This is a genomic window from Alkalihalobacterium elongatum, assembly GCF_019024285.1.
Lineage (GTDB): Bacteria > Bacillota > Bacilli > Bacillales > Bacillaceae_F > Alkalihalobacterium > Alkalihalobacterium elongatum.
In genome coordinates this window covers 1-12,320 of the sequence record NZ_WMKZ01000018.1, presented here as the reverse complement: position 1 = coordinate 12,320, position 12,320 = coordinate 1, and the positions used below count along the sequence as shown (strand labels likewise).

Annotated in this window: 13 protein-coding genes; 12 read left to right on the top strand and 1 reads right to left on the bottom strand. The window is 36.1% G+C overall.

Features of this window, described 5'->3' with window-relative positions; all coding sequences use genetic code 11:
- Positions 1–7: 7 nt before the first annotated feature.
- From spoVAE to GKP30_RS15760, 3 genes are read left to right on the top strand one after another with little or no spacing between them, the layout of a single operon-like run.
- Positions 8–358 (top strand): stage V sporulation protein AE, encoded by a 351-nt coding sequence (gene spoVAE / locus GKP30_RS15770; RefSeq protein WP_216830423.1) that lies wholly within the window; start codon positions 8–10, stop codon positions 356–358.
- A 12-nt stretch (positions 359–370) separates the two neighbouring features.
- Positions 371–577, top strand: a complete 207-nt coding sequence (locus GKP30_RS15765) for a DUF1657 domain-containing protein (protein ID WP_216830422.1) — start codon at positions 371–373, stop codon at positions 575–577.
- Between the two features lie 24 nt (positions 578–601).
- A complete protein-coding gene (locus tag GKP30_RS15760) occupies positions 602–1,459 on the top strand; it encodes a DUF421 domain-containing protein (RefSeq protein WP_216830421.1) in 858 nt (285 codons plus the stop codon).
- Positions 1,460–1,564: 105 nt separating this feature from the next.
- Here GKP30_RS15760 and GKP30_RS15755 read toward each other — a convergent pair whose 3' ends face one another.
- On the bottom strand, positions 1,565–2,284 hold the full coding sequence (locus GKP30_RS15755) for a DUF421 domain-containing protein (protein WP_216830420.1): 720 nt from the start codon (positions 2,282–2,284) through the stop codon (positions 1,565–1,567).
- Positions 2,285–2,500: 216 nt separating this feature from the next.
- Between GKP30_RS15755 and GKP30_RS15750 the strand changes: the two genes are divergently transcribed.
- The 9 genes from GKP30_RS15750 to GKP30_RS15710 all read left to right on the top strand — a co-directional run bounded on the left by GKP30_RS15750 (position 2,501) and on the right by GKP30_RS15710 (position 12,168).
- Entirely contained in the window at positions 2,501–3,652 is a 1,152-nt protein-coding gene (locus GKP30_RS15750) for a D-alanyl-D-alanine carboxypeptidase family protein (protein ID WP_216830419.1), read from the top strand.
- Positions 3,645–4,232 carry a nucleoside recognition domain-containing protein gene (locus GKP30_RS15745; protein WP_216830418.1) on the top strand — a complete coding sequence of 196 codons (588 nt, stop codon included), beginning with the start codon at positions 3,645–3,647 and terminating at the stop codon, positions 4,230–4,232. Before GKP30_RS15750 ends, GKP30_RS15745 begins: the two co-directional genes overlap by 8 nt.
- A 2-nt stretch (positions 4,233–4,234) precedes the next feature.
- Positions 4,235–4,768 (top strand): spore maturation protein, encoded by a 534-nt coding sequence (locus tag GKP30_RS15740; protein ID WP_216830417.1) that lies wholly within the window; start codon positions 4,235–4,237, stop codon positions 4,766–4,768.
- 387 nt (positions 4,769–5,155) lie between these two features.
- The gene (locus GKP30_RS15735) at positions 5,156–5,884 is read left to right on the top strand and encodes a pseudouridine synthase (RefSeq protein ID WP_216830416.1); all 729 of its coding nucleotides are present in this window, start codon (positions 5,156–5,158) and stop codon (positions 5,882–5,884) included.
- Positions 5,885–6,164: 280 nt separating this feature from the next.
- The gene (resA, locus tag GKP30_RS15730; RefSeq protein ID WP_216830415.1) at positions 6,165–6,692 is read left to right on the top strand and encodes a thiol-disulfide oxidoreductase ResA; all 528 of its coding nucleotides are present in this window, start codon (positions 6,165–6,167) and stop codon (positions 6,690–6,692) included.
- Between the two features lie 12 nt (positions 6,693–6,704).
- The gene (locus GKP30_RS15725) at positions 6,705–8,363 is read left to right on the top strand and encodes a cytochrome c biogenesis protein ResB (RefSeq protein ID WP_216830414.1); all 1,659 of its coding nucleotides are present in this window, start codon (positions 6,705–6,707) and stop codon (positions 8,361–8,363) included.
- Positions 8,347–9,534, top strand: a complete 1,188-nt coding sequence (gene ccsB, locus GKP30_RS15720) for a c-type cytochrome biogenesis protein CcsB (protein ID WP_216830413.1) — start codon at positions 8,347–8,349, stop codon at positions 9,532–9,534. Before GKP30_RS15725 ends, ccsB begins: the two co-directional genes overlap by 17 nt.
- A gap of 139 nt (positions 9,535–9,673) precedes the next feature.
- Positions 9,674–10,390: a response regulator transcription factor gene (locus GKP30_RS15715; protein WP_216830412.1), complete on the top strand. Its 717-nt coding sequence runs from the start codon at positions 9,674–9,676 to the stop codon at positions 10,388–10,390.
- Positions 10,390–12,168: an ATP-binding protein gene (locus tag GKP30_RS15710; protein WP_216830411.1), complete on the top strand. Its 1,779-nt coding sequence runs from the start codon at positions 10,390–10,392 to the stop codon at positions 12,166–12,168. Before GKP30_RS15715 ends, GKP30_RS15710 begins: the two co-directional genes overlap by 1 nt.
- The last annotated feature ends 152 nt before the right edge of the window (positions 12,169–12,320 follow it).

The following is a 12,320-nucleotide window of genomic DNA, read 5'->3' as shown; positions in this document are numbered from 1 at the left end:
AGGAACGATGATTTTCTTTTGGGCTTTCGTTGTTGGAGGTATCATTTGTGTTATCGGGCAAATTTTGATGGACGTTCTCAAACTTACCCCTGCACATACAATGAGCACGTTAGTTGTAATAGGAGCGGTACTAGACGGGCTGGGGTTATATGAGCCACTAATTGACTTTGCTGGTGCAGGGGCAACAGTTCCTATTACAAGCTTTGGGAATGCACTCGTTCATGGGGCGATGGCAGAAGCAGAAAAGCACGGGTTAGTAGGTGTTATTACAGGTATTTTTGAAGTTACAAGTGCAGGTATTTCAGCTGCGATTATTTTTGGATTTATTGCAGCATTATTTTTTAAACCAAAAGGATAGAGAGGGATTGATATGACAGTTGCTTCACAGGTAAAGCAGTGCCTTTCTTCATTAAAGGGGATTGAGGCTTCACTAAATACATTCTCAATTGAAACAGAAGATGAAGATGCACGCCAAGTGTTTCATGAAACATGTTTAACAACTAGGAAAGTGATTGGTGATATAGAAAAAAGAATTGGTGAACTTGAACGCCAAGAACCTCAATATAACGGATACTAGTAGTTCAAGGAAGGAGGGTTTCATTTGCCTGGTTGGTTAGAAATTGTTTTGCGTTCTTCAATTGGTATTATCGTTGTTCTGTTTGGAGCAAAACTTTTTGTTCGTAAAGCAATTGGAGAACTTTCATATTTTGAGTTTATAGTGGCTGCAGCTGTGGCTATTATTGTAGGAATCGGTTCAGTGGCATTAAGCATTCCCCCAGGACATGTAGCAATTGCTTTGTTTATGTGGATTTTTATTCCGTATATTATCGGTTCACTGTCAGTAAAAAGTAAGACATTTCGAAATGTTATTGGCGGGAAAGGAATACCAATTATTAAAGACGGTAAAGTACTCGAAGATAATATAAGGAAGGGTAGATATACTACAGATGAGTTATTAAGTAAATTGAGAACAAAGGATGTTTTCCGTGTGGCTGATGTAGAGTTCGCAGTCCTTGAGCCAAATGGAGCAGTTAACGTATTATTAAAAAAAGATTATCAGCCTTTAACTCCAAAAGATATGCAAATTGAAGTTGCGCCAATAAAACAGCCTGAAACAGTGATTATGGATGGAAAAATATTAGATGAGCCACTTGCAACAATTGGTTTTAACCGTAGATGGCTAGAGCGTGAATTAGACAAAATAGGTGTGGCTATTGAAAATGTTTATATAGGCCAAATTGATTCCTATGGTGAGTTAACTGTAGATGTATTTGATGATCAAATTGAAATTCCTGAACCAGTTGAAAAGCCATTGCTTTTTGCTGCGGTAAAAAAGTGTCAAGCTGATTTAGAAGTATTTTCAATGCAAACCGAATCGGAACAGGCTAAAAAAATGTATCAGCGATGTGCTCAAGAAATGGATGAAGTCATGAAAAAACTAAAACCACTATTAAGGTAAGAGGCGGATCAATCACACTGCCTCTTATTTTTTAGACAATCCGTTAACTAAGCACTGGTAAAAAGATTCTGTAAATAAAAAGTTAATTTTGGATCAATTTAATGATTAATGATAAAAAGGTGGCATGTGTTGCTTTTCTTTTTTTAAGGAGATATGAAGTTCTTTATCTTCATTAATTGATGCAAAAAAAACTCTATTAATTTGTGAAATTTTTCGTTTTTGTAATTCATTAATTAGCCAGACACGATCTAAGTTTAAATAAGTTAATATATCCTCATAAACTTCACCTTCTACGATTAAAGGTAAAGATAAACTGTTACTTTTCTTTTCTATTTCTAAATCTTCAATAGTCACTTCCATCTTACTGTCTTGCTTCAATACGCTCATCTTTCCATTTCCTTCGATTATTCCAATTTTAACTTCACTAATATCAAAAATATCTTTTTGTCTCAGCATCTGTAAAATATTGTCAATTGAGTAGTGTATTCGTTTCAAATTCTCAACTAATACTTTTCCATCTTGAATGACTAGAGTAGGATCGAGTGTTATTTTTTTTCCTATTTTTCGATTTGAAATTAATAATCGGGCAACAAACTTTTGTAATAAGGGTATTACTAAGACAGCTAAGTACGTATATATATGATCAACATCTGGATCAGCAATATCAGCCCCGATCACATTCGATAAAGTAATAATTATAAGAAAATCGAATATTGGCATTTCACCTAGTGAACGTCTCCCCATATACATTGTTACAAATAAAAATAAAGGGAAGATCGTTAAAATACGAGCTAAAATAATTATCGATTCTCTTAGAATATCCATCGTCTCACCAATTCCTTTAACTTCAAATACTTATAGAATGCCTTTTCAGAGTGATAATTAAACACCTTTTACTTATATAGAACCTATATATTAATGAATAGTTTTCTCGATATATTGGGTCATTATTCTATTGTTATTAGGAGTTGGACAAATTTGTTCATACTTCAATATCTTCCGCATACACTTGTACAAACTACTATTCAGGCGGGGATTTATATGTACAGAAAAAAAGTACTAATTATATGCTTATCTATTAGTTTAATATTATCTGCATTTTCATTTACGGGTAAAAGTGAGGCTTTTTCTGTCTCTGCACAAGGTGCGATTTTAATTGAACAATCTTCGGGACGTGTATTATATGGGAAAAACGAACATCAACAAATGAGAATTGCTAGTATTACAAAAATAATGACAGCAATTTTAGCGATTGAATCTGGAAAAATGGATGATTACGTAAAAGTTTCAACGCGAGCAGAAGGAACAGAAGGGTCTTCTCTTTATTTAAAGGCTGGCGAAAAAATAAAGCTTAAGGATTTAGTATATGGCCTTATGCTTCGCTCTGGAAATGATGCTGCTGTGGCTATTGCAGAACATGTTGGTGGAAGCCTTGAAGGCTTCGTTTACTTAATGAACGAGAAAGCTCAGGAGATAGGTATGACTCGAACCGTTTTTTCAAACCCACATGGACTTGATGACCATGAAGAACATTATTCAACGGCTTATGACATGGCGAAGCTGACGCAGTATGCAATGGAGAGTGAGCAGTATCGAGAAATTTCTGCGACAAGCAATTATAAAGCACAAAGAGAAGGGGACGTTTATAGTTACTGGAAAAATAAAAATAGACTTCTCACTCAATTATATAAATACTCCACTGGGGGTAAGACAGGTTTCACAAAGAGAGCGAAACGAACGCTTGTCTCAACAGCGACAAAAGATGATTTAGATTTAATTTGTGTTACGTTAAATGCACCAAGTGACTGGAATGATCATATGAATCTTTTCAATTCAGCATTTGATCGATATAAGGTAGAGACGTTAGCAGATGAAGGTACAATTAAAGGAATTCAAGATGAATTTTACAAAGATAGAGTATATATTCCTTATACATTTAAATATCCACTAACCGTAAAAGAAAGAGAAGGTGTAAAAAAGGATATTACATTATATCGTCCACCAAAAGGTGAAGAAGCAAATAATATTTATATGCCACAACCAGTGGGAAAACTTACGATAACAATGAATGGTAAAACATTAAATAGTATTCCACTTTATTTTTTAACACCAATTGAAGAAGAGAAAAAAGGATTTTGGTCTCAAATAAAGGAAATTTTCTTTCTTACTTTGGGAGTGAAAATCATTGATTAACATTATATGGGTATCAATGCTCGTCATTGGATTACTCTTTGCAGGGATTAATGGAAAGATGCCTGAGGTCAATGAGGCAATCTTTGCAGGTGCTAAAGACGCAGTGACCATTTGCTTTGGCTTGATAAGTATTCTCGTTTTTTGGTTAGGGATGATGAGGATAGCACAAAGTGCAGGTTTGTTAGATGGGTTAGCAAAATTATTGAGACCAATCGCTACTAGATTGTTTCCAGAAGTGCCTGGTAATCATCCAGCAATGGGGTATATCCTATCAAATATGACTGCAAATATGTTTGGTTTAGGAAACGCTGCTACACCGATGGGAATAAAAGCAATGCAAGAGTTAAGAAGGTTGAATGGTGATCGAGATGAAGCAAGCCGATCAATGATTACTCTTTTAGCAATTAATACAGCAAGTATTACATTGATACCAACAACAGTGATTTCAATTCGAATGAGCTATGACTCGGTTTCACCTACTGAAATTGTCGGAACGACGATACTTGCAACATTTTGTTCAACATTAGGTGCCATACTAATAGATCGCTATTTTTATTATCGTCGGATGAGGAGGAGGTAAGCATGGGATGGATAACAGTAATATCTATATGGATTATTCCAATGCTTATCGCTTTTATTCTACTATATGGAACGTATAAGAAAGTCCCTACTTATGAAACGTTCGTTGAGGGAGCTAAAGAGGGGTTTTCGATGGCCATCTCAATTATTCCTTATCTAGTTGGAATGCTAGTTGCCATATCAGTTTTTCGTGCTTCTGGAGCGATGGACTTCATTATCGATTCATTAAGACCCGTGTTACAAGCAATTGGTGTACCTAGTGAAATTGTTCCTCTAGCAATGATTCGTCCTATTTCAGGTACAGGAGCTTTAGGTATGACGACGGATCTAATTGCAACATATGGGCCAGATTCATTTATTGGTAGACTAGCCTCTACAATGCAAGGAAGTACAGATACAACCCTCTATGTATTAACGGTTTACTTTGGGGCGGTTGGAATAAAAAAAATGGGGGATGCATTAAAAGTTGGTCTATTAGCTGATCTAGTCGGGATAATTGCTTCTATTGTCATAGTTACATTAGTATTTGGACCATAACCATAAATTTTTTGAGACACTAACTTTCTTCGGTTAGTGTTTTTTCTTTTACTTCGGCTGTTTTCGTAAACTCTGTTGCTATTAGACCGTTTTTTCCACATAAATTAGCCCTAATGGACAAATTCATTTGTCCATCTGGCTAATTTATGTGCAAAAGCTTCACGCTAAAGCGTGAAGAACCAAGCTTACGCTTGGTTAACGGTCCAATAGCTTAGAGCAACAACCTTTGAGAAAAGAGCCTTTACTTTAAATCAAAAAGGGAACAAATAAATATTGATTAATGATTATAGCTTATCTAATATGTAAAAAGTGACAATAATTAACCTATAATAATGAAAACTTGAGAATTTACAACAGAAGCATTAAGATGTTCAATGAGGTGAAAATATGGAACGATTACAAAAGGTTATTGCCCAAGCGGGTGTGACATCAAGAAGGAAAGCTGAACAGTTAATATTGGAAGGTAAGGTTAGTGTTAACGGAAAGATTGTCCGTGAACTAGGAGTCAAGGTAAACGCTAATAAGGATGACATAGAAGTGAGTGGAGTACCAATCGACCGGGAGCAACCAGTTTATTTTTTACTTTATAAACCAGCTGGTGTTATTTCAAGCGTATCCGACGATAAAGGTCGAAAAGTAGTTACCGACTTTATTGAGGTGGAGGAAAGAATATTTCCAGTAGGGAGACTTGACTACGATACTTCTGGACTTATTCTGTTAACGAATGACGGGGAATTTGCGAATCTTTTAATGCACCCTAAACATACGATCGACAAAGTGTATGTTGCAAAAATTAAAGGTGTACCAACAAGGGAACAGTTAAAGCTATTAAAAGAGGGCATTCGATTAGAAGACGGTAAAACGGCACCAGCAAAAGTTAAGCTTCTTTCAGTTAATAAAAAAAATCAAACATCGATTGTTCAACTAACAATACACGAAGGGCGAAATCGTCAAGTGCGTAGAATGTTTGAAGCTCTTGGATATCAAGTGATGAAACTTAAAAGAGAGCGATATGGCTTCTTGGATCTTACAGGGCTGACTCCTGGCGAATTTCGACCTTTGAAGCCAATTGAAGTTAAACATTTCCGAGAAATAGCTGTCACACAAAAGTCATAATCTCTACTAAATAAGCAACATTTCCATCGTTATAATAAGATAAAGGTAGAAAAATGTCGGAATTTATAAAGTTAGAAAGAAAATTAAGTTCCTTCTAAATGCTTTTAAATTTCTTCAAACTTTTTTCATACTTGTGTGCAACAATCACATAGTCAGATTTTGTGAGAAAAGCAGTTGAGAAGTAGTGGTAGGGAAAAAGTCGACCTCTACCAATCTCACACCAACTTCTTACTTTTAGAAAAACGCGACTGCGTTTTTCTTCATGAGAGGGGAGAGAATAATGAAACAAAGAAGACTAATTATTCGTAGTTCTATTTTAGCAATTATAACAATTGCAATTGGTTATACGTTTTATATCAACTTCTTTTCAGACCAATCAGTCGTTCGTGCAGGTGATAAAGCAAAGAATTTTGTCGTCGCAGATTTAGCTGGTGAACCGATTGAATTAAGAGAGTTAGAGGGTAAAGGAATATTCTTAAACTTTTGGGGGACGTTTTGTCCACCTTGTGAAAAAGAAATGCCGATAATGGAAGAACTCTACCACGAGTATAAGGATCAAGGGATTGAGATTATCGCACTTAATGTAGATGAATCCGACTTAGTCGTGCAAACCTTTGTCGATCGTTACCAGTTATCGTTCCCAGTCGCTATTGACAAAGGACGAAAAATAACGGAAGGCTACGGAATTCGTCCACTTCCAACAACGATACTAATTGATGAACACGGTGAGGTTGTTCGTGTTCATACTGGATTTATGGATGAGAGTGTTATTCGGAGATTTATGGAAGAGATAAAACCGCAATCCTAATGAGGTGTTCACATGAGTAAAGAAATTAAATGCGAATGTGGTCACGTCAATCCATTTGGAACTGAAATTTGTGAATCGTGCGGAAAGCCTTTAGAAGCTGAAAAGAATGAACTTCTTAATATGAGGTATGAAGGTGTCGCACGCCGGTCGCAAACCTACAATAAGACGATAATTGATAAAATATGGAATTTCTTTTCTTCCGTCAAAGTAGGAATTTGGATTATCGTGATTACTCTCGTTGCATCATCAATCGGTACAATTTTTCCACAAGAAATGTATATACCACCTAGAGTAAATCCAGCACAATTTTATGCTGAAGAATATGGATTTTTAGGTCAGTTATATTATCAGCTAGGTTTTCATGATCTTTATGGTTCATGGTGGTACATGCTATTAATAGCAGCACTTGGAGTTTCCTTAATTATTGCAAGTTTAGACCGTGTAGTACCTTTACACAGGGCATTAAAAACACAACGAGTAACAAGGCATCAGAACTTTTTGAAGCGACAACGAATTTTTGGAACTTCAAAAGTAAGTAATGAAGATGAAGCAATTGCCAAAGTTAAAGAAAATTTTGAGAAGAGAAAATACAAAGTTTCGGAAGAAAACGGAAATATTGTGGGTGAAAAAGGCCGTTTTTCTCGCTGGGGTCCTTATGTAAACCATATTGGTATTATTATCTTTTTAATTGGCTGTATGTTACGTTACTTCCCTGGTATGTATATTGATGACTTTGTATGGATTCGTGAAGGGGAAATTGAGGTTATTCCAGGTACGAATCAAGAGTATTACTTAAAAAATGAGAAGTTCATTGTTGAATTATATGACGAAGACGATGAAGTGTTTGGAGAAGCTATTAGAAACTCTGGAGCTACAGTCGTTAAAACGTATCAAACGAATGCTGTTCTTTATAAAAGAGAAAATACAGATACAATTGGTGCAGATGCTGAATTAGTAGAGGTTGATCGACATGAAATTCTAGTAAATCAACCATTTAAATTTGATGGCTATGCATTGTACCAAGTCGACTATAAGTTACATGAGCTAAATGTAATGAGCTTTAATATGATCCGTAAAGGCGAAGACGAACCGGTCGGAGGTTTTTCTGTCAATCTATTTGATCCACAAGCTGAATATGATTTGGGAGATGGCTATAAGGTAAAAGTACGTCATTACTTCCCTGATTATTTTCTAAATGACCAAGGACAACCAGCCAGTCAGTCAAGGATCCCTAATAATCCAGCGTTCATTTTTGAAATGGTATCTCCTGACCATCCAGAGGGAGAAGTTAGTTTCCTAGCGATTGGACAAAACTTAGAACCTTTCGGTGAAAATGAGTACCAATTGCGATTTGACGGTGTGGAAACTAAAAATGTCACTGCGTTAACAGTTCGTAAAGATTATACGTTAGGTATTTTAATCGTTGGTGGATTAATCTTTATGTTTGGACTCGTCCAAGGTTCTTATTGGGTGCACCGCAGAATTTGGGTTCAACGTATAAATGGAGAAATTTGGATTGCTGGTCATACGAATAAAAATTGGAGCTCATTGAAAGATGAAGTTGATCGCATGATAGAAGGTACAGAATTATCTTCACCAATGGATCAAGTAGCTCTCAAGGAAGAAGAGAAACATCCTAAGGAGGGAGTGCAAGATGGCAGCTTTAAGTAGTAATTTATTATTGATTGCTTTCTTCTTGTATTTAGCATCTACAATTTTTTTCGCTGTATCAATTACAGGGAAAAAGTGGCGTGATAAACAAGGAGAAATGAATGGAAATCGTTGGGGGACATTTGGCTTTTTAGCCTCAATTGTCGGTTTCTTATTTGCGATGGGATATTTTATAACTCGCTGGATCGTGGCAGGCCATGCACCAGTAAGTAATATGTTTGAATATACGACATTCTTAGGGATTATGATTGGACTTGCTTTCATTATCATATACGCTATCTATCGCTCAAACATTTTAGGTCTATTTTCGATGCCTACTGTCATGTTAATCATTGCTTATGCATCGATTTTTCCTAGTGAAGTATCTCCTTTAATCCCTGCATTACAAAGTATTTGGTTGAAGATACATGTTATTACGACAGCATTAGGACAAGGGATACTAGCGATAGGTTTTGCAGCTGGTTTAATTTATTTGCTTCGTACAATAGACTATTCCAAGAAGGATAAAAAGACGAGATCATTAGAGTTCATTTTATACAGTATTATTGCGACTGTCGGTTTCATTTTAGTAGGTTATCTGTTTAATGCTTTAAATTATGAGGCAACTTTCTCTTATGTTAATGAAAAAGATCAACCAGCAGAAATGGTTTATAGTTTACCACCATTATTAGGACCAAACGAAGGTCAATTGTTAACAGAAGATCGTATGAGTCCATTGCTTGAAATGCCTGCGTGGTTACGTAGTGATGATGCTAACACGGTAATCTGGGCATTGTTAGCTGGTTTAGTTATATATTGGTTATTACGATTAATTTTTAGAAAACCAATCGGTGCACAAATCCAGCCTATTTTAAAAGGGGTTAATGCAGACCGTGTCGATGAACTCAGTTATCGAGCGATTGCAATCGGGTTCCCAATTTTCACACTCGGTGGATTAATATTTGCAATGATCTGGGCTCAAATAGCTTGGACACGCTTCTGGGGTTGGGATCCTAAAGAAGTCTGGGCACTCATTACATTTTTATTTTATGCAGCTTATTTACACCTTCGACTTTCTAAAGGTTGGCATGGTGAACGTTCGGCGTGGTTATGTGTAATTGGCTTTGCAATTATTATGTTTAACCTTGTATTTGTAAACTTAGTTATTGCTGGTTTACATTCTTATGCGTAAGGAATGAGGCTGACTCAAATTTTTGAGTCAGCCTCATCATTGTATCGTTTTGATTATTGTTGAAACGTGTTAAAATAAAGATTATTATGTCGTAGCACGCATTTTATGTCTAATTGTTTATATTTGGGAGGTAGAGTTAATGGAACATGAGGCAAAGATTTTAGTAGTAGATGATGAGGAGCGTATTCGTCGATTACTAAAAATGTATTTAGAGAGAGAAAATTATGAAGTTGAAGATGCTGAAAATGGCGAACAAGCTTTAGAAATGGCACTGAAGGAAGATTATGATTTAATTTTACTTGATATCATGATGCCTGGTATAGATGGAATAGAAGTTTGCCAAGAGTTACGTAAGACAAAAGCAACACCTATTATTATGCTTACAGCAAAAGGTGAAGAAGCAAATCGTGTTCAAGGTTTTGAAGTGGGAACGGATGATTATATTGTTAAACCTTTCAGTCCACGTGAAGTTGTTTTACGAGTGAAAGCCCTTTTACGCCGATCTTCTTCAACCAAATTTTTGCAAACGGATACAGGGTCAAAAGATATTCTTGTTTTCCCACACTTGACGATTGATAATGATGCACATCGTGTAACAGTAGAAGGTACAGAAATTAATTTAACGCCTAAAGAGTATGAATTACTTCATTATTTAGCGTTATCACCTGATAAAGTATTTTCTCGAGAACAATTATTAAAAGATGTGTGGAATTATGACTTCTTCGGAGATCTAAGAACAGTTGATACACATGTGAAACGATTACGTGAAAAGTTAAATCGGGTGTCTCCAGATGCTGCAAGTATGATATCAACGGTTTGGGGCGTTGGTTATAAATTTGAGGCAGTGAAAGGGTAATGCTTTGGCGGAGTGTTGTAGGCAAGCTTTGGTTTACGATCCTACTTTTAGTTTCTGTCCTATTGTCTATATTAATGGTCATGCTTCTTCAATACTTCGAGAAATTTCATGTTATTGAAGCTGAATCACAGCTCATGAATCATGCAAAGATGGTAGCAACGATTATTGAAGAATATGAAGATCAAGAGACTGCACTATCAACTATTTCAAAAATTGCAGAGTCTTATGAGACAAAAGTAGTAATTATTGAGGGAGATGATTATTGGTATTCCTCAAATGATACAGTTACTGTTGATTTACCTATTGCGATTTTCTTCGAAGATCCAATTCTTTCTCAAGTATTTGACAATGGTGAACAAGTTGTCAGCCAAGGAGACTTTCCTTTCTATGAAAATGGTATAGAAGTGCATACTGAAGTAATGATCGTCGGTCAGCCAGTCCGAATCGGCGATCAGTCTAGTGCAGTATTCTTATATCAATCACTTTCGGCATTAGAAGAGACCACAGGCGAAACAAAAAGAATTATATACTTTTCGGCAGGTATTGCAATTGTATTAACGACAATTTTCGCATTCTTCCTATCTTCTAGGATAACTGCACCTCTTCGAAAAATGAGACAAGCATCTATGGAAGTAGCTGAAGGAAAATTTGATACGAAAGTACCGATTTTAACTAATGACGAAATTGGTCAGCTTGCAATTGCCTTCAACAGAATGCGTCGTGAGTTAAATCGTAATTTAATGGCTTTAAGTCAAGAAAAAGAACAATTATCTAGAATTTTAAGTAGTATGGCTGATGGCGTTATTACAATAGATCGTAAAGGGAAGATTATCGTAACGAATCCACCAGCAGAACGTTTCTTACAAGCTTGGTATTATGATCAAGGACTAGATGGTAAGGCTGATGATTTGCCAAAAGCGATTAAAAAGTTATTTCAGCAAGTGGTAGCAATTGAAAAAGAACAAGCAATGGAAATTGACATTCAAGGCAGGAGTTGGGCGATTATCCTTTCCCCACTTTACGATAAAACGTTCGTGCGCGGGGCCGTCGCAGTCATTCGAGATATAACCGAAGAACGAAGGTTAGATAAACTTCGCAAAGATTTTATTGCCAATGTCTCTCATGAACTTCGAACTCCTATATCAATGTTACAAGGATATAGTGAAGCAATCATTGACGATATTGCTCAGACAGATGAAGAGAAAAAAGAAATAGCTCAAATTATCTATGATGAATCGTTAAGAATGGGGCGACTTGTCAATGAACTTTTAGACTTAGCAAGAATGGAAGCTGGTCATATTGAATTGCAGGGTCAAGCTGTTAATGCAAAAGAACTTTCTGAAAAAATTAATCGCAAGTTTCAAGGGTTAGCAAAGGAGCAAAGTATAACATTATCTGCAAAAATCGATGACAACCTAACTACTGCACATCTTGACCCAGATCGGATCGAACAAGTGCTAACCAACTTAATTCATAATGCTATTCGTCACACAGAAAAAGGTGGCACTGTACAATTAAAAGTTCAGCAACTTGAAAACTATTTAAGGTTCGATATTGAAGATAGTGGTTCAGGTATACCAGAAGAAGATCTACCTTTTGTTTTTGAAAGGTTTTACAAAGCTGATAAAGCAAGAACTCGTGGCCGCTCAGGAACTGGACTTGGTCTAGCCATCGCTAGAAATATTGTCGAAGCACATGGTGGTGAAATCTCGGTTCATAGTAAAATTAACGAAGGTACGACATTCACCTTTCAAATTCCTCGAAAAATAGAAGATTAAATGGAATATCAACGAATAATCTTGTTTCATAAGAAACAAAATTCAGCAGAAGAGAAGTCAAAAAAGACTTCTCTTTTTTTTTGTTCGCCCAGCATGGGCGAACTCTAACGGGTGAAAGTCCCGAGTACAACCTTGTAGCGGTAAGTACATAG

Bases quoted from the DNA above. Each gene is read 5' to 3' on its own strand.
- spoVAE (WP_216830423.1), top strand. From the start codon at position 8: ATGATTTTCTTTTGGGCTTTCGTTGTTGGAGGTATCATTTGTGTTATC.
- GKP30_RS15765 (WP_216830422.1), top strand. From the start codon at position 371: ATGACAGTTGCTTCACAGGTAAAGCAGTGCCTTTCTTCATTAAAGGGG.
- GKP30_RS15755 (WP_216830420.1), bottom strand. From the start codon at position 2,284: ATGGATATTCTAAGAGAATCGATAATTATTTTAGCTCGTATTTTAACG.
- GKP30_RS15750 (WP_216830419.1), top strand. From the start codon at position 2,501: ATGTACAGAAAAAAAGTACTAATTATATGCTTATCTATTAGTTTAATA.
- GKP30_RS15740 (WP_216830417.1), top strand. From the start codon at position 4,235: ATGGGATGGATAACAGTAATATCTATATGGATTATTCCAATGCTTATC.
- GKP30_RS15735 (WP_216830416.1), top strand. From the start codon at position 5,156: ATGGAACGATTACAAAAGGTTATTGCCCAAGCGGGTGTGACATCAAGA.
- resA (WP_216830415.1), top strand. From the start codon at position 6,165: ATGAAACAAAGAAGACTAATTATTCGTAGTTCTATTTTAGCAATTATA.
- GKP30_RS15725 (WP_216830414.1), top strand. From the start codon at position 6,705: ATGAGTAAAGAAATTAAATGCGAATGTGGTCACGTCAATCCATTTGGA.
- ccsB (WP_216830413.1), top strand. From the start codon at position 8,347: ATGGCAGCTTTAAGTAGTAATTTATTATTGATTGCTTTCTTCTTGTAT.
- GKP30_RS15715 (WP_216830412.1), top strand. From the start codon at position 9,674: ATGGAACATGAGGCAAAGATTTTAGTAGTAGATGATGAGGAGCGTATT.
- GKP30_RS15710 (WP_216830411.1), top strand. From the start codon at position 10,390: ATGCTTTGGCGGAGTGTTGTAGGCAAGCTTTGGTTTACGATCCTACTT.